The organism is Desulfosporosinus paludis, assembly GCF_045689965.1.
Lineage (GTDB): Bacteria > Bacillota > Desulfitobacteriia > Desulfitobacteriales > Desulfitobacteriaceae > Desulfosporosinus > Desulfosporosinus paludis.
Map to the genome: position 1 here is coordinate 5,116,542 of NZ_CP144211.1, position 24,407 is coordinate 5,140,948.

Here is a 24,407-nt window from a genome sequence, read left to right on the forward strand (position 1 = left end):
TAATGATACGATTAAGTCAAAACTTATTGAAATTGGAGTTTGATAATGGGTAATCAACAAAAACAATCTCTTAGCATGGGTGTTATTCTAATTTTTGTTTCTACGTTAGGGTTCAGTGTCTATCCGATTCTTGGGAAATTTGTTTTTGCTGGTGGCGCTGCCTTGTCCACGGTTTTATTCGTCCGCTTTGTTCTTGCGGCCCTAATTTTTTGGACGATCGTTTTCCTTCGCGAAGGATTTCCACGGCTGCCCAGAAAAACCTGGGTAACCTTATGGGGCATGGGGGGATTGGTTATTCCTTAATGGCCGGACTCTATTTGACTTCAGTACGTTATATTCCGGCTTCTTTAGCGGCTTTGCTTCTCTATGCTTATCCAATCATTGTTACGGTCTTAGCGGTATTAACCCATCAAGAGGAATTTTCCACTCCAAAGCTCGTTGGCTTAGTATTATCAACACTAGGTCTCGTTTTGGTCTTAGGCCTTGCCATAAAAGGGATTAACCCTCTAGGGATCGCTTTGGCCCTTGGAGCAGCTTTTGTTTATGCTATTTACATTCTTTTTGGAAATCATATTTTACAGACAACAACTCCATTAGTAAGTACCTCTATCATTTCTACTTCAGCTGCTGTGACTTATGGAGTTGTAGGACTAGCGATCGGTGAAACGACTTGGACCCTGTCATGGGGGACTTGGCTGGGGATAGGCGGAATAACTCTCTTTTCTACGATCATTGCCATGTTGACATTTTTTCAAGGTATGAAACTGATCGGAGCTACTTCATCTTCAATTATCAGCACTTTAGAACCGGTCATGACTGTGAGTTTAGCCGTCCTCCTGTTTGGTGAACATCTCTCACTATTACAAATGGCAGGAGGGCTATTTGTGGTCTTAGGCGGCGTACTGGCAGTCCTGTCTCCTGCTTCTATGACTTGTTTGAGTGAGAAAACCGAACAAGTTGAGTCGAGACAATGAACTAAGGTGTCTGTCCTTACTAAAACAGAACCCAACACCCACTTTGTCGAAGTGGGTGTCTTAGACGTGGATTTTAGACGCGTATTTTGCTGACCAGTAAACGGAAAGCAAAAAAGGAATATAAATATATCTGTCGAAATAATAAAAGTTATGCTGTAAAAATGAACGATTAAGAAATAAGGAGTGTCAAGAAAACATGCAAAAACGAAGTCTCTGGTTCAAAGTAATCCCAGTTGTCCTTGGTTTAACTTTATTGGCCTCAGGATGCGCAACTGCTCCCTCGTCCTCCACAAATCAACCTTCGACAGCGGCAAGTAAACCTGTAAAAATCGGGGTATTGCCAATTGAAGATAACCTGCCATTCTATGTTGCGGAAAAGGATGGGTTATACACGAAAGAAGGCGTTCAAGTTCAGCTGGTCAATTTCGCCAGCGCTGTGGAACGTGACACAGCTTTGCAAGCCGGTCAAATTGATGGCGAAGTTGCAGATATGGTTGCCGTGGCCTTGTTAAAGAAAGGCGGAACTGATGTAAAAATTGCGGCCATTGGTCTCGGGGCAACTCCAAAAGAAGGTCGTTTTGCCATTCTGTCGTCACCGAAATCGAATATCCGAGATTTAAATGCCCTAAAAGGAGCAACATTGGGAATCTCTGAAAACTCAATTATTGATTATGTAAGTGATCAGATGCTCGGCGATAAAGGGGTTACGTTAAAGGATGTCAAAAAAATGTCCATTCCCAAAATGCCCGTACGCCTTGACATGTTGCTTTCGGATCAGATTAATGCCGCCTGCTTGCCAGATCCTTTAGCATCACTAGCTGAAGCCAAGGGAGCACATTTAATTGCCGATGACACCTATCGAAACATATCTCAAACTGTGTTCTTGTTCAGGACCAAAAGCATTCAAGATAACCCAGCGGGCATAAAAGCTGCCGTTCAAGTTTATGGCCTAGCCGGACAGGCCTTGAGCAATCATCCCGACCAATATCATAGTCTGTTTTTGGAAAAAGCTCAAATTCCGTCTGATATTCAACAAAGTTACAAAACTCCAACCTTTTCTAAACTCCAATTGCCTACACAAGATGAAATTGATAGTGTGATGAAATGGATGGTGGATAAGAAACTTATTCCTCAAGCCTATAGCTATAAGGATCTTGTAGACAGCAGTCTTCTGCCCCAATAACGCAATATAGGCTCCATAGAACCTTACCTCAAATCTGGCCTCCGGCCTCGGACTCCCGACTTCAGGAATAAGGAGATAGTGACCAGTGATTGAAGTAGTGAATTGCGATCTGGCCTATGGACAAGGGGCAATACCGGTCAAAGTCTACGCCGATTTTAATTTAAACATTGCTCCTGGGGAAAGCCTCGTACTGATTGGCCCGTCAGGGTGTGGAAAAAGCACTCTTCTTTATCTTCTATCTGGGTTATTACAACCCAGCGGCGGAGAAATCAGAATTTGGGGAGAACCTTTGAAAAGGACTCGACAGAAGACGGCCATAATTCTTCAAGAATATGGGCTCTTTCCCTGGCTAAATGTTGAGCAGAATGTCCGCTTAGGGCTAAAAGTACGGCATCAGCCTAAAAGGATTTACCAAAGCGTTGTCAATGAAATGATCCACAAAATGGGCCTGACTGAAGTAAAGCATCATTTTCCCAGCCAACTAAGCGGCGGGCAGAAACAAAGAGTTGCTTTAGCCAGAGCTTTAACGTTAAAACCTGATTTACTTCTGATGGATGAACCATTATCTGCTCTCGATGCTCTGACCAGAGAACGGCTCCAGAAACTTTTATTGGAAATCTGGCAAGAGCAGAAATTAACGACGGTTCTGGTAACACACAGTATAGAAGAGGCCGTATTTTTAGGAAGCCGCATCCTTGTCCTTAAAAATGGACGTCCTACTCAAATCGTGGGAGAAATCCTCAATCCTCAAGTCGGGCAAAATGGTTATCGTCAATCCTCTGAGTTTTTTCAGAAGGCAAGTTATATTCGCTCTCTTTTAGAAGGAGGAAACGCAGAATGACCCACCGCAAAAGAGAGCTTCAAAAACAACTTTTAGGATATTTCGGGGCTGGGTTATTTTTACTTATACTTTGGCAGTATGCCTCTTGGGCCTTAAAAACACCACTATTTCCAACACCTGGATCTGCAATCAGAGCTACGGCACGTTTATTGAATGACAATCTTGGGAAACACCTTTGGGTCAGTACTTATCGAGTTGTGGCTTCGACTTTAATTTCTTTGCTTCTCGGACTTCCCCTTGGTTTAATGATGGGGTATGAACGACGAATTGATCGTTTCTTAGCCCCTCTGATTTATATTCTGTACCCGATCCCGAAAATTGTCTTTCTTCCTTTAATTCTCTTGTTCTTGGGACTGGGAGATCAATCCAAAATTTTCCTAATTACGTTTATTGTTTTTTTTCAAATTCTGGTTACGACTCGGGATGCTGTGCGTAAAGTACCTGCAGAAACAATATCTTCTCTGCGTTCTCTAGGAGGGAGCCGAGGACAAGTCTATCGCTATGTACTTTTGCCGGCAAGTTTACCGGATGTTCTGACCTCCTTGCGTCTTAGCATGGGAACTGCTATCGCAGTTTTGTTCTTTGCTGAATCCTTTGCAACCACAGAAGGCCTGGGCTATTTCATTATGGATGCCTGGAGTCGGGCTGCACCGGATGAAATGTTCGCCGGAATTATCATGATGGCCTTACTAGGTGTAGGTTTGTTCATCATTGTTGATCTCCTGGAAACTGTCCTTTGCCGTTGGCAACATTTGAGAAAACCTTAATCGGAAGGATACCGGTATTCGCCATTTGAGATTAAGAATTGAGGATTAGGTTTAAGCTAGACGGGGAATCCAGCAGTGTTTTGATATACTGCCTTATACTAAAGGAGTTGAATTTATGGCTGAATTAAAGGAATTAACCACGTCTCAAGATTTAGAAGCAGCCCTGGAGGAATCTTGCCGTCGGAAGGTTCTGATTTTTAAACATAGCACTCAATGTCCCATCAGTGCACATGCCTGGCAGGAAGTCAGAAATTACATCCAACAAACTTCTGATGATGTCCAAGTTGCCATGATCAAAGTTATCGAGTCTCGTTCAGTTTCAAATCAAGCTGCTAAGGATTTAGGCGTCAAGCATGAATCCCCTCAAGTAATCCTCTTGAACAATAAGAATGTAGTCTGGCATACTTCGCACCAGGCAATTACTCTAATTAACCTCATCCAGGCCTTAAACAACAAGTACTAGTATCCAGAAGCCTCTCAATCCGCTCAGGAGTGAGAGGCTTCCTAAATCTTCAAGGAGCACTTTCTATAGTTCTAGCTCAATCAACTGAGGAACAGACAAGCCCTTTTATGTTATAATTTTAGCCATCAATGCTGCAAACTTTCTTTTACTAGGAATAGAATAGTTGTCGACAATTAACAACTATTATCCTAATACGAGAGGAGAGAATATGCGTCTTTTTAAAGATTTGATGTGGTTTTTTAAATTAGAGAAAAAAAGCTACGGTCTAGGGATCATTGTATTAGTCTTTGTTGCTTTGCTCAATTTGTTCCCGCCTTACGTGGTACGAGTGATTGTTGACGGCGTAAGTCACGGCAGTTTAACTTCAAAATCCCTGTTTCAATGGAGTGGGCTGCTTGTAGGGACAGGATTCCTAGTTTATAGTTTACGCTTTGCCTGGCGATTAATGATTTTTGGCGCCTCAAGCCGTTTAAGCAGATTGTTGAGAAAACAACTCTTTGATCACTTCACCCTCATGTCTCCGCAATTTTATCAACAGCACCGTACCGGTGATTTAATGGCCCATGCAACCAACGACATTCAAGCCATAGAAGCGACAGCAGGTATGGGGGTATTGACCCTGGTGGATTCCCTGACAACTGGCGGCCTGGTGATTCTTTCCATGGCCATATTTATCAGTTGGAAGCTTACCCTAATCACCTTATTGCCCATGCCGTTAATGGCTTGGTCTACCAGCCGCTATGGTACGATGCTCCACAAACGATTTCATCGAGCACAAGCGGCCTTCTCCGATCTTAATGATAAAGTACTGGAAAACATCACCGGAGTTAGAGTGGTAAAGGCTTTCGGGGAAGAAGAAGCAGAAATAGAAGCCTTTCGGGCGTTGTCTGCAGATGTCGTTGAGAAGAATATCGCCGTTGCCAAAGTGGATGCGCTCTTTGATCCTACGATCCAGTTGATTATCGGGTTTTCATTTTTTCTGGCGCTTGTTTTTGGGGCCAATGATGTGGTTAAAGGAAGTTTGACCTTTGGTCAACTCACTCAGTTTACAATTTATCTGGGACAGTTCATTTGGCCTATGTTAGCTTTTGGCTGGCTATTTAACATCCTGGAACGCGGCAGAGCTTCTTATGACCGGGTACATAGTTTACTGAACATTAACTCGGAAATTCGCGAACAAGAAGGAGCAAGATCCTCTTTTCCCATTGGGGATGTCGCCTTTTTGAAAGCCTCGTTTACTTATCCCGGAACATGCACGCCCGTTTTAAAGGACATAAATGTCCTGGTACAGTCTGGTCAAACTTTAGGGGTTGTTGGCAAAACGGGGAGTGGCAAGACAACCTTCCTGCGACTTCTCCTGCGAGAGTTTGACCTTTCCAGCGGGGACCTTCAAATCGGCGGAACCTCAATTTACGATCTCACATTAGATGCATTACGTAGGGCCATCGGCTATGTGCCTCAAGATCATTTTCTCTTTTCTACCTCAATCTCCGAAAATATTTCCTTTGGAAAACCAGAGGCTTCCTTGGCCGAAATTCATAGGGCAGCAAGAATTGCAGATATACATCAAGATATTGAGCGTTTTGAAGAAAACTATAACACCCTAGTCGGAGACCGGGGCGTCACCCTGTCCGGAGGCCAAAAGCAAAGGATATCGATAGCTAGAGCTATCTTGGTGGAACCAGAAATACTCATATTAGATGATTCTTTATCAGCAGTAGATGCCAAGACAGAAAAATCGATCTTACAGGGTTTGCGAGAAATTCGGACTCAAAAAACGACCTTTATATCCTCCCATCGTTTAAGTGCCGTTGAGCACGCAGATTTGATCATCGTCCTTAGAGAAGGGCAAATTTCTGAGCAAGGTTCCCATTCGGAACTCATGGAACTCGACGGTTGGTACGCCTCAACTTATCGAAGTCAACAGATAGAATCGTTGATCGAAGAAGGGGAGAGCAATTAAAATGGTGATTCGACGCTTGCTGAGATATCTAATTCCCCACAAAAAAACCTTAACGCTTGCTTCCTTAATCCTCTTACTGGCTACGTTTGCCGATGTCATTGGTCCAATTCTGGTCAGAATTTTCCTCGATCAGCATTTGGTCCCGCGCTCCTTTGACCGCCCGACTCTCGTGCTGCTTGGAACCGGATATTTAGGCCTAAACATTCTTTCTGCCGGATTACATTACCGTCAGTTGGTCAGCTTCAATCAAATAGCCCTTAAGGTAGTCCAACAACTGCGGATTGATGTTTTTACCCATGTTCAGCATCTGGAATTCAAAGTTTTTGACAAGACACCGACCGGCGCCTTAATTTCTCGGATAACCAACGATACTGAAGCTATTAAAGAACTATTCGTCGGAGTTTTGTCGGCCCTTGTCCAAAATATTGTCTTTATACTAGGGGTCTTTGCGGCAATGTTTTGTTTGGATATACGGCTGGCAACCTTTTGTCTGGTTTTGCTTCCTATAGTTATCGGTCTGATGTATCTATACAGGAGAGTCAGCACCAAGGTTTATCGGACCATGCGCAAAGAGCTAAGCCACCTCAATGCTAAACTAAATGAATCGATACAAGGCATGTTTATCATTCAGGCCATGCGGCAGGAGAAACGTTTCCGCGCTGAATTTCAAGCAATCAATAATGCCTACTATCGGGCAGCGATAACCAACATCCGCTTGGAAAGTCTTTTTGTTCGTCCGGCCGTTGACTTGATCTATACCTTTGCTCTCATCCTCGTTTTAGATTATTTCGGGTTCAGATCGCTGTTTGGGCCCATTCAAATCGGTGTGCTTTACGCCTTTATCAATTACCTTGATCGCTTCTTTGAACCCATTAACATGGTGATGCAGAGATTATCTCAATTCCAGCAATCCTTGGTTGCCGCTGAACGAGTTTTTGAATTGTTAGATGATCAACGAATAGCGGCAAACGTCAGCTCGAACCCTTTACAGTTCATTGATCAGGGAAAGATAGAATTTAAGAATGTCAGTTTCTCCTATGACGGTGTCGAACATGGTGGGACTGATGTCTTGCAATCCATCAATTTTACCGCCTATCCTGGTCAAACAGTGGCTTTAGTCGGACACACCGGCAGCGGTAAAAGTACTGTTGCTAATCTCCTCATGCGTTTTTATCCCATCACTCGGGGGGAGATTCTTATAGACGAGATCCCTCTTACTGAGGTGTCTGATCAGGAACTGCGAAGTAAAGTGGGCCTTGTAGCTCAAGACCCGTTTTTATTCGTGGGAAATATTTCGAGCAACATTGCCCTGGCCAGACCAACTGTCCAAGAGAAAGAGGTTGAAGAAGCACTTTCTTTTGTTCAAGCAGAGGAATTTATACGAAAACTCCCCCAAGGATTTCAAGAACCGGTGGGGAACGAGGGGCAACCTTGTCCAATGGGCAACGTCAGCTAATCTGTTTTGCTCGAACCATAGCCGGTAACCCCAAAATTCTAGTCTTAGATGAAGCAACAGCAAACGTCGATACAGAAACGGAAGAAGCGATTCAAACTGCCTTAAATAAAATGCGGAAAGGTCGTACAACCATCGCTATCGCCCACCGACTTTCGACCATTCAGGACGCTGATCTGATTTTAGTACTCCACCACGGGAGAATTGCAGAAAGAGGTAAACATGCAGAACTTTTGGCCAAAGAAGGATTGTACCATAAAATGTTTATGCTTCAACAAGGAGAGAATCAAACGAAAAACAGCTAGGAAATCTCATTTTGATTTTTCCCAGCCATTCTAAAATTCTATAAAGTTTTGATTAGTTTTTTATTACGCTTTATCACTTGGAATAATGAACCATGCTACTAGATAAGCCAGAAAACCTGTCCCCCCTACCAGGAGAAGAAGTAAAGCTCCTATCCGAACAAGACTAGGATCAAGGTCTAAGTACTCCGCAATCCCGCCACAAACCCCTCCAAGCTGCTTGTCGTGACTAGATCTATACAAACGTCTGGACATTCTTTTTCCTCCTTTTATCATTTGCCAAAGTACATCTGGTATTTCAGGTAAAAGGTAACCTCTCCACCCTTAATACGCAAATACTGACCCAAATGTTACAGGCAGGAAAAAATGCAAAAGTATAAGGCTTGTCTTTTCGAGCAAGCCTTATACTTATAATTCAAAAATTCTGTTGAAAAAGTTAATTTTGAATTACTCTGGAAGAAACGTTGCGCAGTCTGTCATCTCAGTGCTTTGGGCATTAGGGGATTGAACTTCGATCTTATCCGCATGACAATGATCCCCTGTACCATAGTAATGACAGGTGTTAACAAGACATTTAATTCCACCATTAGGCTGAGGCATTTTCTTAGCTTGTCCAGACATATTAAAATTCCTCCTTAAATTAAAATTCTCTATTATAATCTCCAGATCGTTAGATTTTATAAATCCATATATTTACATAGAGGAGTGAATGATATAATAATGGTATAACGTTTTACTTTAAAGCATTATACCTAACAAAAAACTTTTTGAATTATTATAAGTTGCGCGAACTATAGACTAGAAGGAGAGATATCATGAAAAAGATCTTAGGAATAGTTGCTTCGCAAAGGAAATTGGCCAATGGCGAAATCTTAATTAAAGAAACGGCTGCCTCAATTGGAGAAGAAGTAAAACTTGATCTTCTCAAGCTGCCAGAATTAAACCTTCGGCCCTGCAAAGCGTGTTATGCCTGTTTAGTCCCAGATCAACCATGTCCTCTTATCGATGATTTATATTCAGTATTCGAAAGAATAAAAGAAGCTGATGGAATCATTTTATCAGCTCCATGCTACGCCTTAGGCCCTGCTGGGATAACCAAACTGTTAGGTGATAGGATTATCGCCCTTGCACAACATATCGATGAAATCTGGGGAAAACCTTGTGTGATCATTGGTACTGCAGGAATCAAAGGTTGGGAAGGGTATACCCTATCTGCTTTAATCGCCAATGCTCGATTTCTGGGTCTGGAGGTTAAAGATGCCCATATGTTTATTGGCGCCCTGCCCGGTGAGGCTTTATTACAGTCAGAAGTGAAGGAACGAATACAAGCTCTTGGAAACTCGTTATTCGGTGAACCTCGCCCATTAGAAGCCGGTCAATGTCCTACCTGTTGGTCCGACCTCTGGAAGTTCCCCAGACCTAATCATGCTGTCTGCCCGTTTTGCGGTCAGGAAGCGGAGATTCGTTCATTGGACAACGGAACGAATTTGCATTGGGAGTTTGGTCCTAAAGCCAGTCGCTTTAACAAAAGTGATTTGAAAGAACATTTTCAGGTCTGGTTGAACGATCAAGTTCGAGAGTTTGGTAAACGCCGTAAAGAGCTGGCGGTTATACGAAATCGCTACAAAGGTTAGGTACACTGAAATACACTAGTCACGACGCGGAAGAAGATTCAAAAAAGTCTTGTAATCTAGTCCTTCATGGATTAAAATACGATTAATTCAATAATTATTTTTATAGGTGCCCTTAAATGGGGAGAATAGGGAACTGGGTGAAAATCCCGGACGGACCCACCACTGTAAAAGAGGAGACTTGTACATTAACCACTGGGAAACCGGGAAGGGGTATAAGTTGCTGATTCTAAGTCAGGAGACCTGCCTATAATGTAAGTGACCTGGATCAAGGTAAAGTTCATGGTCAATTTTCTTATTCATAAAGGATAGAAAATTGATTGTGAACTTTTGTTTTTTATAGGAAAGGGGGTGGAAACATTGGGATATCAGGGGCGGGATATCGAAGTAGTTTCGATAAACCCAGAACAATATCTTGTAGCTTCTTGTGATTCCTGCGGGGCGATTGGCCTAAAAAGTTTTGACATAGTTCAGGTTGCCTGGTCCATCACAGGGAGGCTGACGGCACGAGTAGCCTTATTGGAAATTTTAGCCGTGGGAGCGACGCCTAAGGTCATGACCGTGGCGATTTCTAATGAACCATACCCGACAGGTGAAGAATTATTAAAGGGGGTGAAGGAAGAGCTGATATCCGCCGGTCTGGCACTCCCTTTAGCCATCAGCACAGAAAAGAACATGGTGACACAAGAAACTGCACTCGGTATCAGTGTCGTAGGAATAGTAATGAAACATCAATTGCGGCTTGGAACTTCCCAACCTGGAGATGACGTCTTTTGTTTAGGTCTGCCCAAAGTTGGCCCTGAAGCCAGTAACCCTGAGGATCCTGAAATTATCCAGATAAAGCATCTGAATAAGCTTTTAGGAATCTCAGAAATTCATGACATGATACCCGTTGGATCGAGAGGAATCCGCACGGAGGCAGAGCAGCTTGCCTTAAATAGCCATAGCCGGCTGTTGTTCTACCCGTCTTGTAGCTTAAATATGGACAAATCGGCCGGACCTTCTACCTGCCTAATCATTTCGTCGCCTCGCCCGGTTACAAATCTTGTTTTTTCAGATCTTAAACAACTACCTATTCATAAGATTGGAACGCTAGTCTAACCACTTTTATTAAAGAGCATCACTTACTTATTTCTACTGAAACGACCACTTAATTTAAGGAGGAGTAAACTTATGAGTCAAATTAACACCGAATCTAAGGAAGTTAAACTTTCTGCTTGGAATGTCAAAAGACTTTCCATCATGGCCATTTTCATTGCCTTAAGTGCTGTAGGTGCATTGATTAAAATTCCAAGTCCTGTCGGAACAATTGGCATGGATTCAGCTCCAGGATTTTTCAGTGCCTTAGCCTTTGGAGGCATTGAAGGTGCGGTTGTTATTTCCTTTGGGCATTTGTTAACATCGGCGGTGGTCGGATTCCCTTTAACTATTCCTGTCCATCTTTATATTGCTTTCCAGATGGCTTTATGGGCTTTGGCCTATCGCTGGGTAAACAAAACGCTGGGTCTTATACCGGCAGTCATCGTAGGTATCATCCTCAATGGGGTTGTATCTTCTTTTGCCATGGTTCCCATCATGGGAATGGGGGGCGCTCTGGGAGTACTGCCTTTTCTCGTCGTCGGATCAGCACTTAATGTCATTGTTTCCGCGATTGCTTATAAAGCCATTAAGGGAAGCCGCTTAATTTAAACTCATAAGGAGGAAACCTTAGAAACCGTGGGAATTGAAAGAGCTGACAAAGACTTAGAAAATAAGAATGCCATTGAACTTACGAATGTCTCATATTATTATCCAAACGCTGTAGAAGCAAGTTTAAAAACCATATCCTTAACCGTGGAAAAGGGAAAGTTCATCGTTTTAATGGGAGAAACCGGAGCAGGAAAAACGACCCTTAGTTTGTGTCTTAACGGGCTGATTCCACAACTTCTTGAAGGTAAGCTGACAGGTCAAGTGGTCGTGGCCGGTCAGGATGTAAGGAAGACTCCTGTACAATTGATGTCCAAATTTTTGGGGCTCGTCCTCCAGGACCCGGAGAGTCAGCTTATTGGTCGAACGGTGGAGGAAGACACCGCTTTTGGCCCCCGTAACATTTCAGTACCTTTAGAAGAGATCCAACAGAGAGTTAATGGTACTTTAGAGAAAGTAAGACTTCAAGGCTATAATCAACGATTGACAGAAGAGTTATCCGGTGGGGAGAAACAACGTTTGGCGATTGCTGGAGTCCTGGCGATGGAACCTGAAATCTTAGTGCTCGATGAACCGACCTCGGAACTCGATCCAATAGGTCGATCAGAAATTTTCACGACCTTAGATGACTTGCGCAGGAAGAAGGATTTAACCATTATGTTGGTCGAACATTCCAGCGAAGATGTGCTCAAAACGGCAGATGAGGTCGTCGTAATCAATCAAGGAGAAATAATTTGGCGTGGTGAACCTGTTCAACTTTTTCGCAATGTTCCTCTCCTGCAACAGTATGGAATTAAACCCTTACCCGTCAGTCTTATGGGCTGGAACCTCTATGAAAAAGGATGGATTTCAATCGACGCTATCCCTTTAGACCTACCGTCTGCGGAACACTTAATCAGGACCTTGCTCTCCAACCATGGTCAGCACAAAAGTAACCCACTCCTACCGTTACGGAAAAAAGAATTAAGCTCCTCTCAGGGAGAAAGAGCTGTGCAGATTAACGATCTTTTTTATCAATATAACTCAAATCAGCCTGCTTTGCGGAGCATAAACCTAACGATAGAGAGCGGCGAGTTTGTGGCCCTAATTGGACAAAACGGTGCCGGCAAAACCACGTTAGTCAGACATTTGAATGGACTCTTGAAACCAACACGGGGAGACGTCATTATTCGAGGTATGAATACGAAGCAGTATGATACGTCTCATTTAGCCAGAACCGTTGGCTATGTATTTCAGAACCCAGATCACCAGATTTTTTCTGCCACCGTTGAGAAAGAGCTGGAATATGGTTTGAAAAATGCAGGTTTTAGAGGTCCTGAAGTCCGAAAACGGATTAACCAAGTTCTTGAAGATACCGGTTTGGAGCAATATCGTAATGTTCACCCCTTCACTTTAGGAAAAGGGGAGCGGCAGATGATCGCCGTGGCTTCAATCCTGGTATTGAAACCTCAAATTCTGATCATTGATGAACCGACGACAGGTTCAGATTGGTCTGGGGTTCAGGCAATCATGACCTTGATCCACCAACTCCATCTTGCTGGAACCACAATTATCATGATCAGCCATGACATGGACCTCGTTGCTCAATATGCTCAACGTGTGATTGTCTTAAAAGAGGGTGATATTTTGCTTGATGGGCATCCCCATGAAGTTTTTGCCAACGAAAAGGTTCTCCTTGACGCCGCAATAGTTCCACCTCAGCTTTGTCGGCTTTCCTTGCGTTTGAGTGACATCTTATTACAAGAGGTTCTGCTCGAGCCAAAGGAATTCACGGCACTGTTTGAAAGCGGGGAAACGCCATAATGTTTATGGATTACTCACCAGGAGATACGCTTATCCATCGTTTAGATGTTCGAGCGAAAATGCTTGGATTCTTAGGAATTATAATTCTTTCTTTTTTGTTTCAAAATCCATTTTATCAGCTTGTAATCCTAGCTATTGCCAGTCTGTTAGCTTTATGGATAAATATTCCTCTGCAGAAGATTGGAGGAATGATAATTCCTTTAATGCCAATCGTTATTTCAATTATTCTTATCACAGGATTTTCTTTGCCTCCTCAGCACTTCGAACAGGCCTCCAGTCAGAAAATCCTCTTCTATGCTTTACCCGGTAATCGCTTCGGGGCAACGATTGGGGGATTTTTGCTCGGTACAACATTTCTTCTCCGCTTATGGAGCATGTTAATAGCTTCCTCAATACTAACTTCAACAACATCTATGGAAGATTTTACTCAATTCTTTCATAGGATGAAGGTTCCTGCAGAGATATCCATGATGATTACAACTGCCCTACGCTTTATACCAACATTAGATAAAAAACGTCGGCTTATTATGGAAGCGCAAAAAGCAAGAGGAACAAAATTCAATGACAAGGGTATAGCCAGCTCGATTCGCTCCTATATACCAATTATGATTCCTTTGTTTATTAATTCAATCTTAATGGCCAATTCCTTATCCATGGCTATGCTTAACAGAGGGTACGGAATGACCCGGGCTTGGTCTCCCAGTAGCGAAAAATCCTTTGCCTTAAGAGACTTCTGGACAATATTTCTTATTATCTTAGCAACGACGGCAGCAATTTTTGCGCGTTTTAAACTGCGTCTTGGAGTTTTATAATCAGTTGCACTTCAGTAGATCATAACTTATACTTTCTTTATCGCTTATTAGAATTGGCACATTATTTGGCCGAATAAGATAGAGGAGCTTCTTGAACGCTCCAAAGTTTGACACTTAGGAAAAACTTTGAAATGGGAGTAAGATTATGGCTCGAAATAAAGATCGACATACCTGGCGGGAGGGATATACGACCGGAAGTTGTGCTGCTGGTGCTGCTAAAACAGCATGTCTTCTCCTTCAAGGAGATAGTTTGCCCGAACATGTGGAAATTCCGTTACCAAATAAAGCACGTTTAACGATGCCTATCCATTCTGGAAAACTAAGAAATTCAGAGGCCACAGCGTGTATTCTAAAGGATGGCGGGGATGATGCAGATATCACGGACGGTTTGGAGATTCGTGCTTTGGTGCGTCGTCTTTCATCTCAAGGGGATGTCCATATTCGGGGGGGGCAGGGCGTAGGAACCGTTACTAAAAAAGGATTGGCTCAAGCTGTGGGGGAGAGTGCCATCAACCCGGTCCCGCGAGCTATGATACGGGACGCTGTACGAGAAGTTTTCCCCCAGGACGAGCTTGAAATCACGATAGAAGTTCCTGAAGGAGAGACAGCCGCCTTGCACACTCTCAACCCTCGGTTGGGTATCGTCGGAGGAATTTCGATTTTAGGGACAAGCGGGATTGTCCGTCCGATGTCTGAAGAAGCCTTTAAAACCTCGATCTTACCGGAGTTAGACCAAGCCTTAGCTTACGGACATAAAACGATTGTTCTGACTCCTGGGCATTACGGGTTTCGAGTCGCAACAGAACGTTTTAAAATTCCGACCGAGGCTGTTATCCAAATGAGCAATTTTGTAGGGTTTCTACTCGAAGAAGCTGCTTATCGGGGGATCGAAGGAGTCATTTTATTGGGGCACATTGGTAAGTTAATTAAAGTCGCCGGCGGGATTTTCCATACTCACAATCGTGTTGCTGATGCCCGCACGGAAGTGTTATTGGCCCATGCTGCACTTGCCGGAATGAAGACTGACACGTTAAAGTATCTTGCCGAGTTTCCAACAACCGAAGGGGCCACTATAGAACTTTTAAATCTGGGTCAGCAGACCCTGCTCCATCAATTAGCTCACTTGGCCAGTAAACGTGCTCAAGCCTTCACCTTTGATCGACTGAAAGTCGGAACAATTATGACCCTGCTGAATGGGCAGCCCATCGGTTGGGACACGACAGCGGAAGAAATTATGAAAGATCAGGGTTGGACGTGGTCTGTCGACCCTTAACGGACTCCCTGATAGCCACAGTAAATAAAAGGAAGCTCCAAGACGCAAGAGCGCAGGGCTTCCTTTTATTTATTGTGTTAAACATAAACATTATGGAAGAGTTTCAATATCGTCTGGATGGGCTATTTCTGAGGATTCAACAGGATTTATTTGAATTTCTGGCTCCGCAGAGGTCTCTTCAGGAACAGACTGAGCAAGATCAATGTAGCCAACTTTATTAGGTCTTAAGTCGTGAAATAGCATTTGGAGATCTGTTTTTATTTTCTTTCCTTTATTAATTAGGTCAGTACTTTTTTGCTTTAGTACCTCCGCGTGTTGAGATGTAGAATCTTCTACTTGTTCGATAAGAACTTCGGCTTTATTTTGAATATCTTTGCGTAATGCTTTGCCGCTTTTTGGGGCGATCATTAAGCTGACAAAGGCTCCTGCCGCTCCTCCGACGAGTGCAGCTATTGCAACCGTACCGATATTTTTGTTTTTGGGCATTTATCATGAGCTCCTTTCTTTGCACGCTTATGCATGATATTTTATTCTGCACCTATCATTGAAGTGATAGTTTCTTTTTGGTAAAATATTTAAAATAAGGTAATAATCAATAATGATACGCAAACTTTTTTACCTTTATATGACTTAAATCAAAACATTTGTCATTCTATTTTTAAATTCTTTGAAAAAGAGGAATTTAGTATATACTTATAGAATACTCAAACTTAAGTCGAATTCATGACAATTCAATATGAAATACTTAAGGCTCCTCTGCAATTGAGGATTCAAAAGGGGAAGTCGGTGAAAATCCGATACGGTCCCGCCACTGTGAACAGGGAGTTCTTTTTCGAATCGTTTAGCTCTGGCTATGATATTCGGAAAGAATGATGATCTGAAGTCAGGAAACCTTCCTTAAGTAAATCACAAACCTACGAGCGATAGGAGATGTGTGTGTTTATAAGGGTAAACCATACGAGCCGCTCAGGGGCTCGTTTTTCGTGTGCGCCACGCATGACGATTAACTAGACGGTGAAAGTCCGATATGGGGGTATGTAGCGACCAACCATTAGCTTAAGGCAAGGGTGTCCATCGTGAGGTGGAATCTGAAGGAAGCCGGCGGCAAAATTCTGACCCGAGGAACACGAACAGCATCAGGCGCAAAACGTGGGGTAAGACTGCACGACAAGTTAAAGCCCAAAAGCTACACAGACACGCCAGCGTAAATGTTGCGGGTACATGGAATGAAAGTGAATCGTCTTACCGTGGGAGGCCTCACGGACGGGTGGAAACAGAGTAAGAAACCCGGTTGAAACAAGATTTATCGTGAGGAGTCAGCAGAAGCCATAGTACAGAGGTGATCTAGACACCGACGGAAGGGCTGAACCAAAGGAGGTGTGGGTCAATGAAAGTTACTGAAAGTGGTAATTTAAAACACAGACAACTTCGAATTGAAGACTATCTGCAAAGGGTATCTGCGGAACAGAAAGAGTATGCAGAAGTGTGCGAGCTACCTAAGATGACTGAAACCGACAACACCAACACAAATGAGCAGACGAATGGGTTGCTTGAGCAAATCCTTAGCACTGAAAATCTAAACCAGGCCTATAGGCAGGTTAAAAGAAACAAGGGCGCAGGTGGAATTGATGGTATGCAGGTAGATGAACTTCTACCCTTCTTGAAAGAACACAAGGATGAACTATTGCAATCTCTCCGGGATGGTAAATACCGTCCAAAACCCGTACGGAGGGTAGAAATACCCAAAGAGAACGGAAAGACCAGAAAACTAGGAATACCCACCGTCTTAGACAGGTTAATTCAACAAGCGATAACTCAAGTTCTAAGTCCCATCTTTGAGAAACAGTTTTCAGACAATAGTTTTGGATTTCGACCGAATCGTAGTGCCCATGGGGCATTAAGAAGATGCCAAACCTATATAACAGTAGGTTACAAATATGTAGTTGATATGGATTTGGCCCAATATTTCGATACGGTAAACCAAAGTAAGCTTATCCAAATTTTGTCGGAGACGATAAGAGATGGCCGGGTCGTATCGCTGATTCACAAATTCCTGAAAGCAGGAGTTATGACCAATGGAATGTTTGAAGAAAGTCCAGAAGGTGTACCACAAGGAGGCCCCCTGAGCCCATTACTTGGCAACATAATGCTTAACGAATGTGACCACGAACTGGGAAAGCGGAAACACCACTTTGTACGTTATGCAGACGATATGATGATCTTCTGCAAAAGTAAAAAGGCGGCAAAACGAACACTTGATCACATTCTCCCTTATATCGAAGGGAAACTATTTCTGAAGGTAAATAGGGAGAAAACGAAGGTCGCTCATGTAAACTATGTCAAGTTTTTGGGATATAGCTTTTACATTTACAGGGGAGAAGGGCGCCTGAGAATCCACCCAAAAAGCATCCAGAAGCTTAAGGATAAAATCCGAGGAGTTACTGGGCGTAGCAATGGGATGGGAATCGAAGAGCGCAGAACTAAACTCAATCAAGTAGTACGAGGCTGGACGAATTACTTCAAACCTGCCGATGCAAAGAACCTACTCAAGGACCTGGATGAATGGACGAGAAGTCGCATACGAATGGCAACTTGGAAGCGATGGAAGAAAACCCGAACAAGGTTTGAGAACCTGAAGAAAGCGGGCATTACCAAGGAACAAGCATGGATGTGGGCAAACACAAGAAAAGGCTATTGGCGCGTTGCCCATAGCCCTATTCTGACAAAAGCTCTATCCAATGAGCGTTTCAGACGAATCGGATACCTTAGTTTTAGTGAATGTTATTCTGCGAAATAATGTATAAACTTTGGAAGCGCCGTATACCGAACGGTACGTACGGTGCTGTGGGAGGTCGGCTGATCAATTAATGATCAGCCTCCTACCCGATTCTATAACCTATGGAAGAAGGGTAATGAATGATACAGGTGATCGGTATTGGCCCTGGAAGGCCGGAATGGTTGCCTCCGGCCATCAATGAACTCGTGAAGCACTGCAATGTTTTAATTGGAGGATCACGAGCCCTTAAACTCTTTCCTGATTTTTCGGGAAACCAGTACTGTCTGTCAGGTGATCTTAACGCCAGCCTTTCAGTGATCAAAAATGCTCTTTTGGAAGAAAATGTGGTAGGGGTACTCGTCTCGGGAGACCCAGGATTTTTTAGTTTTTTGCCGAGACTTAAAAAAGAATTTCCTGAAGAACGTATTGAAGTCTATCCCGGGATCAGTTCTCTCCAATTCGCCTTCGCCAGAGCAGGGCTTCCTTGGCAGGAGGCCAGCTTTGTAAGTGTCCATGGGCGGGAATTATCGGTGCTTCCCGAAATCATCACTCGTCCAACAGGGGTTTTGACAGGCGGGGATAATACTCCCCAAAAAGTCGCTCAATTCTATTGGGAGCAAGGCTATAATCTTAATATTTCAGTAGGCAATGCCCTTGCATACCCCGAAGAAGTCTGGCTCACAATGGATGCAGAGCATTTGGCTCAGGAACAAACAATATTAAAAAATGCGATTATGATCCTCTATCCGACATTGGTTCCACAAACAAGGCCAGAAACCAGGCACAACGCTGAATCGGCTCTTGGATTTCGAATCGGCATCCCCGACCAAGAGTTTTTAAGAGGCAAAGTACCGATGACCAAGTCAGAAATTCGAGTCCAAGTGCTTGCGAAAGCGCAGATTTCCAGATCCGACTGTGTTGTGGACATTGGCGCGGGAACAGGAAGCATCAGTATTGAAGCTGCTGGATTCGCTTCAGAGGGAGTTGTTTATGCCATTGAACATAATCCCGAAGCTCAGGCCCTGATTTTAGCAAATCAACGAAAATTCCATGTCCCTAACCTTCAGCTGATCTTGGGAGCCGCACCCGATGTCTTCGGGGAACTCCCTCCAGTTAATGTCTGTATTATTGGCGGGAGCAATGGTCGTTTACAGGATATTTTACTAAATCTCCCTCTCATTGAAGGGGGAAGGATTGTTATGACAGCCGTAACCATCGAAACTATGGCCCAAGGTTTAAAATTGCTCAAAGAACTTAACTACCAGGATATTGATGTGGTTTCTATTCAAGCGGTCCGTTGGCAGCCCGTTCAGACTCTGCATATGGCCCAAGCCTTAAATCCGGTCTTTATACTATCAGCACGAAAAGGGGTAATATCATGACAATAACGTGGGGTAAATTTTATGGAGTTGGAGTCGGACCAGGAGACCCTCGTCTTTTGACCCTCCAAGCAGTCGAAGTCTTACAAGCTGTGGATCTGGTAGCAATTCCAAAATCGAAGATGGAACGGGAAAGTGTCGCTTGGGATATCGCAAGGGTTCATTGTCCAGCCAACGTCCGACTCCTCGAACTCGAAATGCCGATGACATCCGATCAGCAAGTCTTAGCCAAAGCTTGGCAAGATGGAGCGGAGACGTTGTTAAACGAACTTAAAGCGGGCAAATCCATCGCCTTTATCACTTTGGGAGATCCCTCTCTCTATAGCACATACAGCTACCTTCTCAACATTCTTCAAGAAAAATTGCCTCGGGAATTAATTACCACCGTTCCTGGAATTACAGCGATGGCTGCTGCTGCAGCAAAGGTTAATTTACCTCTTGCCACGGGGGACGAGCCTCTTCTTATCTTGCCCAGTACAGATGATGTGGGGCAGTTTCTCGATTTCCCCAATTTAGTTCTGATGAAAGTTTCGCGCAGACTTCCTGAAATATTAACCCTGCTCGAAGAACGGGAAAGAAAGGCTGTTTTGTTAACACGCTTGGGTCAGCCTGGGGAACAAATTCGCTGGGAACCTAAACCCCAAGATTTTGCGTCGGATAAAGTCGATTATCTCAGTCTGCTCCTCGTCAAGAAGGAGTTATTAGGGAGGGAGAACAGTGAGTCGAAATAAAGCTGGTGGAGAAGTAATTTTCGTTGGTGCCGGGCCAGGAGATCCAGAACTGATCACTCTTAAAGGGGCTAGGGCTTTGGAACGTGCTGATCGGGTGATTTATGCCGGGTCTTTAGTTAATCCGGAACTGCTTAGGATGTGCCGACCTGGAACACCTTGTCATGACAGTGCTTCACTTACCCTAGAAGAAGTGCTCAGTTTAATGGTCGAGGGAACTAAGCATGGAGAAATGATTGTTCGTCTTCATACCGGAGACCCAAGCATGTACGGGGCTATTAAAGAACAGTTTGACTACTTAGAGCAACACTCAATTCTCTATTCCGTGGTTCCGGGGGTTAGTTCTGTCTTTGCTGCTGCAGCAACCGTTAAACGCGAGTTCACATTACCCGATATCAGTCAAACCTTAATTCTCACCCGCTTAGCCGGCAGAACCCCGGTGCCTGAGCGTGAAGCACTTGCCCAATTGGCAAAGCATCAAACCAGTATGGCGATTTTCCTGAGTGTCCAGGACATGGGGTCCGTGGTCGAGGCCCTGCTTGAGGGAGGCTACTCTTCCTCTACTCCGATTGCTGTTGTCGCCAAAGCCAGCTGGCCTGATGAAGAAGTTCTGTTCGGGACCCTAGAAACTATTGTTGCCAAAGTGAAAGCCGCGGGAATCAGAAAACAAGCCCAAATCCTCGTCGGAGATTTCTTAGATCCAACAGGGGGGTATGCCCGTTCTAAGCTCTATGATCCGTCCTTTACCCATGAATACCGCCAGGGAACAGACACGTGAATATAGCACTATTAGCCCTAACAGACCGGGGGATGGCTACGGCCTTACGGATCGGAGAGGGCCTTCCAAATTCGGCGGTTCGGGCGCTCTACATCCATGAAAAAGCTTTACTTTCGGATAATAGTCAAAATCAGGGTCTTTGGCAGGGGCGAACATTTCGCCGTTTGAGTGATCTCGTGCCTTTTCTCTGGCAAGAATATTCTGTTCTCATATTTGTGATGGCGACAGGAATCGTTGTTCGTCAAATAGCTCCCCTGATCGATAGAAAAGACCGAGACCCAGCCGTATTAGTTTTGGACGAGGAAGGGAAGTTCGTGATTCCCTTGCTTTCCGGTCATTTAGGCGGTGCAAATGCCTGGGCCAGGCAGGTTGCCCAGCAAATCAAGGCACAAGCTGTTATCACCACTGCTACAGATGGCCGTGGCTTGGTGGCTCCTGATGAATACGCTCGAAGGTTTGGTTGGAAAGTTGAACCTGTCGACCATTTACCTGCCGTCAACCGTTTACTTTTAGAGCAGGGGTTTCTCAAGGTTTTCACTGATTATCCTCTTGAACCGGAACACGCTTGGGTAACGGATTCTCACTATCATTTTTTACCTGCTCAGGAGAATGATAAAGCCAATGTAATTCTGAGTGCATTTCCAAGCAACCATATTAAAGAAGATTGTCTCTATCTGATTCCTCCAGTCTTAAGTGTCGGAGTTGGATGTCGCCGGGGGATTTCCAGTTCAGTAATCTTAGAAAGGATCTTTTGGGCCTTCGGCCAGATAGGTGCTTCTTTGAAAGGTTTGTCCGGAATTTACAGTATCGATTTAAAATCCAATGAAATGGGTCTGGTGGAAGCGGCGGAACACCTCGGGGTTCCGTTCCGAACCTTTTCGGCAGATGAGCTTCAAGAAGTTAACCAACAAGAAAAGTTGCGTCGATCGAATTTTGTAAAAGAAACGATAGGAGTGGACGGAGTATGCGAAGCAGCGAGTTTACTGGGAGCACACAGGGGACGGCTAGTTCTGCCCAAGATCAAGGGACAGGGAGTCACAGTAGCCATCAGCATGGAAAACTCTTTGTCGTCGGTCTTGGACCTGGGGATGCCGATCATATGACGGCTCGGGTTCAGTCCGTATTAAATGAAGCAGAATATATCGTTGGTTATAAAACTTATATCGAATTGATACGACCCTTTCTAACTCATCAGCAAGTGGTTGCCACAGGCATGCGGCAAGAAATTGACCGTTGTCGAGAAGCGATTCGCTTGGCAGGGGAAGGGCATCGGGTTGCCGTTGTGAGCAGTGGAGATGCCGGGGTTTACGGTATGGCTGGAATTATTATCGAGTGTTTGGAGCAAGAAGGACTTCTTGATATTCCTCTCGAGATTATCCCGGGAGTTACTGCCGCATCCGCTGCGGCTTCTATGCTTGGGGCACCTTTAATGCACGATTTTGCAGTGATCAGCTTAAGTGATCTCCTGACTCCTTGGGAAGTCATCGAGAAACGAGTACGCCTGGCAGCTGAAGGAGATTTCATTTTAGCAATCTATAACCCGAAAAGCCTTGGGCGCACACAACATATTGAAACTGTACGGGAAATTCTTCTGCGTTCTCGTCACCCCTACACTCCGGTCGGCCTCGTTCGGGAAGCCTTGCGCGGCGAGGAATCCAGTGTCCAAATTACGAACCTCGCTGATTTCACAAATCTTCCCATTGACATGTTGACAACTGTCATCATCGGGAACTCTCAAACTCGTATTGTCGGGTCTTATATGGTTACACCTCGAGGATATAAGCTGTGAAGCTTTTAGTCATGGCTGGAACTGAGGATGGACGCAAGCTGGCCGAAGCTTTAAAAAGTCAGGGACATGATGTCCTTGTTTCCACCCTGACCGCATACGGAGCAGATCTGGTGTCAGAGCAAGGACTGTCGGCGCGTTCAGGTGCAATGAATGCAGAGCTTCTTACGGATCTTCTAAAGAGTGGTTCCTATGCAGCCCTCGTAGATGCCACTCACCCTTATGCAGTGCGCGTAAAAGAACTGGCCCAAAGGGTTTGCGCGGAACTTAAAGTACCTTACCTTCGCTGGCAGCGCTCACCCCTTGAACTTAAAGCTCACCCCCTGATCCATTGGGTTGAGAATATTTCTGCGGCGGCTCAAGCCGCTGCAAATCTAGGCAATCGCATTCTGCTTACCACTGGAAGCAATTCTTTGCCCGATTGGACGTCACAACCCTGTTTGAACAACAAAATCCTCTTTATCCGAGTCTTACCGACTTCTCAGGTCTTGACACGCTGTGAAGCCTTAGGGTTTAGACCTAATCAAATCATTGCTGCTCAAGGGCCATTTTCAGAAGAATGGGATGCAGCAATGTTTAAACAATTAAATATCGAGGTTGTGGTCGCCAAAGAAAGTGGTCAAGTGGGCGGAACTGGAGAAAAAGTTCAAGCTTGTCTTTCTTTAAACATCCCTTTAGTAATTCTAAAACGACCACCCACTGAAATTTCCAATAGTCGACTCATCCAAACCATATCGTCCAGCTCAATTCCGGAGTTTATAAAACAGATGGAGGAACTCTTATGAAAACTGAGATCATTCTTTTAGGACACGGCAGCCGTCGTGCTGAAGCAAATCAAGGGCTATTAGTGGTCGCGGAGAAAGTAAGTTCGTTACTTGGACAGCCAGTAACGCCTGCCTATATGGCCCATGACCGCCCCAGCCTTCCAGAAGCAGTGGCGGGAAAAATCAACGAAGGCGCATCTCGTATTGTCATCATGCCTCTGTTTCTTTTTCGGGGAATCCACGTCACCATAGATATTCATGAAGAATTGAGTGAACTCTGCGCACAACATCCCAATGTCGAAATTGTCTACACCAAAGAACTGGGAGCGGATGACAGCATAGCAAGTTTGGCCTGCGAACGCATCAAGGAGGCCATAGTAGAATGACAGAGTTTATCTTGGATCCCGGTCAAATCGAGATGGAAAGCATGCGCATTATTCGCGCAGGTCTCAAGCGTCCGTGGCTAAACAAAGAATATCCTGTTGTTGAACGCTTAATTCACACGAGTGGAGATCCGTCTTTAGAACAGGTCATCGCCATTCATCCTCAAGCGATTGATTGCGGTCTTAAAGCTCTTAAAGAAGGCACGACCGTCATAACGGATGTTGAAATGGTCCGAGCCGGCATTTCCAAAGAGAAACTTAAAATGTTAGGTGGATCGGTTGAATGCAATCTAAATGCTCCAGAGATTGCTGAACAAGCCAAAGAGTGGGGAATCACCCGATCGATGACCGCTTTTCGAATGCATCCGGAGCGACTAAAAGGGGCAATCGTCGCCATCGGCAACGCCCCTACAGCTCTGCTCGAAGTCCTTCGTTTAGCTCAGCAGCCTGAGACACGCCCTGCCTTAATCATTGGGATTCCTGTTGGGTTCGTCGGCGCAAAGGAGTCGAAGGATATACTTTGGGAACGTCAGGACATCCCGTCGGTGACTGTTTTAGGAACACGAGGGGGAAGCCCACTCGCAGCAACAGTCGTTAATGCTTTAATTTATACGGCGTTGCGAGAGGGTAATTGATTAAATTACACCACCTTAGAAAAGAGG

Annotated in this window: 26 protein-coding genes, 1 pseudogene and 2 riboswitches; of the genes and pseudogenes, 24 read left to right on the forward strand and 3 right to left on the reverse strand. The window is 44.5% G+C overall.

What is annotated here, in order from left to right; translation table 11 throughout:
• Window positions 1–45: 45 nt before the first annotated feature.
• The 8 genes and pseudogenes from VZF35_RS25325 to VZF35_RS25360 all read left to right on the forward strand — a co-directional run bounded on the left by VZF35_RS25325 (window position 46) and on the right by VZF35_RS25360 (window position 7,949).
• Window positions 46–303, forward strand: a complete 258-nt coding sequence (locus tag VZF35_RS25325; RefSeq protein WP_407309278.1) for a hypothetical protein — start codon at window positions 46–48, stop codon at window positions 301–303.
• On the forward strand, window positions 303–974 hold the full coding sequence (locus VZF35_RS25330) for a DMT family transporter (RefSeq protein ID WP_407309280.1): 672 nt from the start codon (window positions 303–305) through the stop codon (window positions 972–974). Before VZF35_RS25325 ends, VZF35_RS25330 begins: the two co-directional genes overlap by 1 nt.
• 196 nt (window positions 975–1,170) lie before the next feature.
• The gene (locus VZF35_RS25335) at window positions 1,171–2,157 is read left to right on the forward strand and encodes an ABC transporter substrate-binding protein (protein WP_407309282.1); all 987 of its coding nucleotides are present in this window, start codon (window positions 1,171–1,173) and stop codon (window positions 2,155–2,157) included.
• An 85-nt stretch (window positions 2,158–2,242) separates the two neighbouring features.
• Entirely contained in the window at window positions 2,243–2,998 is a 756-nt protein-coding gene (locus VZF35_RS25340) for an ABC transporter ATP-binding protein (protein ID WP_407309284.1), read from the forward strand.
• On the forward strand, window positions 2,995–3,765 hold the full coding sequence (locus VZF35_RS25345; protein ID WP_407309286.1) for an ABC transporter permease: 771 nt from the start codon (window positions 2,995–2,997) through the stop codon (window positions 3,763–3,765). The genes VZF35_RS25340 and VZF35_RS25345 overlap by 4 nt, the downstream gene beginning before the upstream one ends.
• Window positions 3,766–3,880: 115 nt before the next feature.
• Window positions 3,881–4,228, forward strand: coding sequence for a bacillithiol system redox-active protein YtxJ (gene ytxJ, locus VZF35_RS25350; RefSeq protein WP_407309288.1), 348 nt, complete (start codon window positions 3,881–3,883; stop codon window positions 4,226–4,228).
• A 208-nt stretch (window positions 4,229–4,436) separates the two neighbouring features.
• Window positions 4,437–6,191: an ABC transporter transmembrane domain-containing protein gene (locus VZF35_RS25355; RefSeq protein ID WP_407309290.1), complete on the forward strand. Its 1,755-nt coding sequence runs from the start codon at window positions 4,437–4,439 to the stop codon at window positions 6,189–6,191.
• 1 nt (window position 6,192) lies between these two features.
• Window positions 6,193–7,949: pseudogene (locus VZF35_RS25360) on the forward strand (ABC transporter ATP-binding protein).
• A 63-nt stretch (window positions 7,950–8,012) separates the two neighbouring features.
• Here VZF35_RS25360 and VZF35_RS25365 read toward each other — a convergent pair.
• Complete coding sequence (locus VZF35_RS25365; protein ID WP_407309292.1) at window positions 8,013–8,201, reverse strand: PspC domain-containing protein; 189 nt, start codon at window positions 8,199–8,201, stop codon at window positions 8,013–8,015.
• A 192-nt stretch (window positions 8,202–8,393) separates the two neighbouring features.
• On the reverse strand, window positions 8,394–8,567 hold the full coding sequence (locus VZF35_RS25370; RefSeq protein ID WP_407309294.1) for a DUF1540 domain-containing protein: 174 nt from the start codon (window positions 8,565–8,567) through the stop codon (window positions 8,394–8,396).
• 194 nt (window positions 8,568–8,761) lie between these two features.
• Here VZF35_RS25370 and VZF35_RS25375 point away from each other — a divergent pair, with 194 nt between their 5' ends.
• The 6 genes from VZF35_RS25375 (at window position 8,762) to cbiD (ending at window position 15,151) form a co-directional block, all read left to right on the forward strand.
• Window positions 8,762–9,580: a flavodoxin family protein gene (locus VZF35_RS25375; protein ID WP_407309296.1), complete on the forward strand. Its 819-nt coding sequence runs from the start codon at window positions 8,762–8,764 to the stop codon at window positions 9,578–9,580.
• Window positions 9,581–9,667: 87 nt separating this feature from the next.
• A riboswitch (cobalamin riboswitch) is annotated at window positions 9,668–9,843 on the forward strand.
• Between the two features lie 85 nt (window positions 9,844–9,928).
• The gene (locus VZF35_RS25380) at window positions 9,929–10,678 is read left to right on the forward strand and encodes an AIR synthase related protein (RefSeq protein WP_407309298.1); all 750 of its coding nucleotides are present in this window, start codon (window positions 9,929–9,931) and stop codon (window positions 10,676–10,678) included.
• A gap of 72 nt (window positions 10,679–10,750) precedes the next feature.
• Window positions 10,751–11,266: an ECF transporter S component gene (locus VZF35_RS25385; protein WP_407309300.1), complete on the forward strand. Its 516-nt coding sequence runs from the start codon at window positions 10,751–10,753 to the stop codon at window positions 11,264–11,266.
• Between the two features lie 27 nt (window positions 11,267–11,293).
• Window positions 11,294–13,066, forward strand: coding sequence for an ABC transporter ATP-binding protein (locus VZF35_RS25390; protein WP_407309302.1), 1,773 nt, complete (start codon window positions 11,294–11,296; stop codon window positions 13,064–13,066).
• 5 nt (window positions 13,067–13,071) lie between these two features.
• On the forward strand, window positions 13,072–13,878 hold the full coding sequence (locus tag VZF35_RS25395) for an energy-coupling factor transporter transmembrane component T family protein (protein WP_407309304.1): 807 nt from the start codon (window positions 13,072–13,074) through the stop codon (window positions 13,876–13,878).
• A 145-nt stretch (window positions 13,879–14,023) separates the two neighbouring features.
• A complete protein-coding gene (gene cbiD / locus VZF35_RS25400; protein ID WP_407309306.1) occupies window positions 14,024–15,151 on the forward strand; it encodes a cobalt-precorrin-5B (C(1))-methyltransferase CbiD in 1,128 nt (375 codons plus the stop codon).
• 90 nt (window positions 15,152–15,241) lie between these two features.
• Here the strand turns inward: cbiD and VZF35_RS25405 are convergent, their stop codons facing one another.
• A complete protein-coding gene (locus VZF35_RS25405) occupies window positions 15,242–15,637 on the reverse strand; it encodes a YtxH domain-containing protein (RefSeq protein ID WP_407309308.1) in 396 nt (131 codons plus the stop codon).
• Between the two features lie 245 nt (window positions 15,638–15,882).
• Window positions 15,883–16,066, forward strand: a riboswitch (cobalamin riboswitch).
• A 161-nt stretch (window positions 16,067–16,227) separates the two neighbouring features.
• On the opposite strand from VZF35_RS25405, the gene VZF35_RS25410 reads away from it, so the two are divergent.
• From VZF35_RS25410 to VZF35_RS25455, 10 genes are all read left to right on the forward strand, one after another.
• On the forward strand, window positions 16,228–16,359 hold the full coding sequence (locus VZF35_RS25410; protein ID WP_407305726.1) for a hypothetical protein: 132 nt from the start codon (window positions 16,228–16,230) through the stop codon (window positions 16,357–16,359).
• A gap of 179 nt (window positions 16,360–16,538) precedes the next feature.
• The gene (ltrA, locus tag VZF35_RS25415) at window positions 16,539–17,948 is read left to right on the forward strand and encodes a group II intron reverse transcriptase/maturase (RefSeq protein WP_407305724.1); all 1,410 of its coding nucleotides are present in this window, start codon (window positions 16,539–16,541) and stop codon (window positions 17,946–17,948) included.
• Window positions 17,949–18,067: 119 nt separating this feature from the next.
• Window positions 18,068–19,309 carry a precorrin-6y C5,15-methyltransferase (decarboxylating) subunit CbiE gene (gene cbiE, locus VZF35_RS25420; RefSeq protein ID WP_407309310.1) on the forward strand — a complete coding sequence of 414 codons (1,242 nt, stop codon included), beginning with the start codon at window positions 18,068–18,070 and terminating at the stop codon, window positions 19,307–19,309.
• Window positions 19,306–20,037, forward strand: a complete 732-nt coding sequence (gene cobI / locus VZF35_RS25425; RefSeq protein ID WP_407309313.1) for a precorrin-2 C(20)-methyltransferase — start codon at window positions 19,306–19,308, stop codon at window positions 20,035–20,037. Before cbiE ends, cobI begins: the two co-directional genes overlap by 4 nt.
• Window positions 20,024–20,812, forward strand: a complete 789-nt coding sequence (gene cobM / locus VZF35_RS25430) for a precorrin-4 C(11)-methyltransferase (protein WP_407309315.1) — start codon at window positions 20,024–20,026, stop codon at window positions 20,810–20,812. The genes cobI and cobM overlap by 14 nt, the downstream gene beginning before the upstream one ends.
• On the forward strand, window positions 20,809–21,915 hold the full coding sequence (locus tag VZF35_RS25435; protein WP_407309317.1) for a cobalt-precorrin 5A hydrolase: 1,107 nt from the start codon (window positions 20,809–20,811) through the stop codon (window positions 21,913–21,915). The genes cobM and VZF35_RS25435 overlap by 4 nt, the downstream gene beginning before the upstream one ends.
• Window positions 21,912–22,601 carry a precorrin-3B C(17)-methyltransferase gene (gene cobJ / locus VZF35_RS25440; RefSeq protein ID WP_407309319.1) on the forward strand — a complete coding sequence of 230 codons (690 nt, stop codon included), beginning with the start codon at window positions 21,912–21,914 and terminating at the stop codon, window positions 22,599–22,601. The genes VZF35_RS25435 and cobJ overlap by 4 nt, the downstream gene beginning before the upstream one ends.
• Window positions 22,598–23,383: a precorrin-6A reductase gene (gene cobK, locus VZF35_RS25445; protein ID WP_407309321.1), complete on the forward strand. Its 786-nt coding sequence runs from the start codon at window positions 22,598–22,600 to the stop codon at window positions 23,381–23,383. Before cobJ ends, cobK begins: the two co-directional genes overlap by 4 nt.
• Window positions 23,380–23,748, forward strand: coding sequence for a sirohydrochlorin chelatase (locus tag VZF35_RS25450; RefSeq protein ID WP_407309323.1), 369 nt, complete (start codon window positions 23,380–23,382; stop codon window positions 23,746–23,748). Before cobK ends, VZF35_RS25450 begins: the two co-directional genes overlap by 4 nt.
• Window positions 23,745–24,380 carry a precorrin-8X methylmutase gene (locus tag VZF35_RS25455; protein ID WP_407309325.1) on the forward strand — a complete coding sequence of 212 codons (636 nt, stop codon included), beginning with the start codon at window positions 23,745–23,747 and terminating at the stop codon, window positions 24,378–24,380. The genes VZF35_RS25450 and VZF35_RS25455 overlap by 4 nt, the downstream gene beginning before the upstream one ends.
• The last annotated feature ends 27 nt before the right edge of the window (window positions 24,381–24,407 follow it).

What these genes read in the sequence shown, in the direction of transcription:
- ytxJ (WP_407309288.1), top strand. Translation starts at nt 3,881, where the DNA reads ATGGCTGAATTAAAGGAATTAACCACGTCTCAAGATTTAGAAGCAGCC.
- VZF35_RS25375 (WP_407309296.1), top strand. Translation starts at nt 8,762, where the DNA reads ATGAAAAAGATCTTAGGAATAGTTGCTTCGCAAAGGAAATTGGCCAAT.
- VZF35_RS25385 (WP_407309300.1), top strand. Translation starts at nt 10,751, where the DNA reads ATGAGTCAAATTAACACCGAATCTAAGGAAGTTAAACTTTCTGCTTGG.
- cobI (WP_407309313.1), top strand. Translation starts at nt 19,306, where the DNA reads ATGACAATAACGTGGGGTAAATTTTATGGAGTTGGAGTCGGACCAGGA.
- VZF35_RS25365 (WP_407309292.1), bottom strand. Translation starts at nt 8,201, where the DNA reads ATGTCCAGACGTTTGTATAGATCTAGTCACGACAAGCAGCTTGGAGGG.
- VZF35_RS25330 (WP_407309280.1), top strand. Translation starts at nt 303, where the DNA reads ATGGCCGGACTCTATTTGACTTCAGTACGTTATATTCCGGCTTCTTTA.
- VZF35_RS25370 (WP_407309294.1), bottom strand. Translation starts at nt 8,567, where the DNA reads ATGTCTGGACAAGCTAAGAAAATGCCTCAGCCTAATGGTGGAATTAAA.
- cobJ (WP_407309319.1), top strand. Translation starts at nt 21,912, where the DNA reads ATGACGGCTCGGGTTCAGTCCGTATTAAATGAAGCAGAATATATCGTT.
- cbiD (WP_407309306.1), top strand. Translation starts at nt 14,024, where the DNA reads ATGGCTCGAAATAAAGATCGACATACCTGGCGGGAGGGATATACGACC.
- VZF35_RS25345 (WP_407309286.1), top strand. Translation starts at nt 2,995, where the DNA reads ATGACCCACCGCAAAAGAGAGCTTCAAAAACAACTTTTAGGATATTTC.
- VZF35_RS25450 (WP_407309323.1), top strand. Translation starts at nt 23,380, where the DNA reads ATGAAAACTGAGATCATTCTTTTAGGACACGGCAGCCGTCGTGCTGAA.
- VZF35_RS25325 (WP_407309278.1), top strand. Translation starts at nt 46, where the DNA reads ATGGGTAATCAACAAAAACAATCTCTTAGCATGGGTGTTATTCTAATT.
- cbiE (WP_407309310.1), top strand. Translation starts at nt 18,068, where the DNA reads ATGATACAGGTGATCGGTATTGGCCCTGGAAGGCCGGAATGGTTGCCT.
- VZF35_RS25405 (WP_407309308.1), bottom strand. Translation starts at nt 15,637, where the DNA reads ATGCCCAAAAACAAAAATATCGGTACGGTTGCAATAGCTGCACTCGTC.
- VZF35_RS25355 (WP_407309290.1), top strand. Translation starts at nt 4,437, where the DNA reads ATGCGTCTTTTTAAAGATTTGATGTGGTTTTTTAAATTAGAGAAAAAA.
- ltrA (WP_407305724.1), top strand. Translation starts at nt 16,539, where the DNA reads ATGAAAGTTACTGAAAGTGGTAATTTAAAACACAGACAACTTCGAATT.
- VZF35_RS25395 (WP_407309304.1), top strand. Translation starts at nt 13,072, where the DNA reads ATGGATTACTCACCAGGAGATACGCTTATCCATCGTTTAGATGTTCGA.
- VZF35_RS25335 (WP_407309282.1), top strand. Translation starts at nt 1,171, where the DNA reads ATGCAAAAACGAAGTCTCTGGTTCAAAGTAATCCCAGTTGTCCTTGGT.
- VZF35_RS25455 (WP_407309325.1), top strand. Translation starts at nt 23,745, where the DNA reads ATGACAGAGTTTATCTTGGATCCCGGTCAAATCGAGATGGAAAGCATG.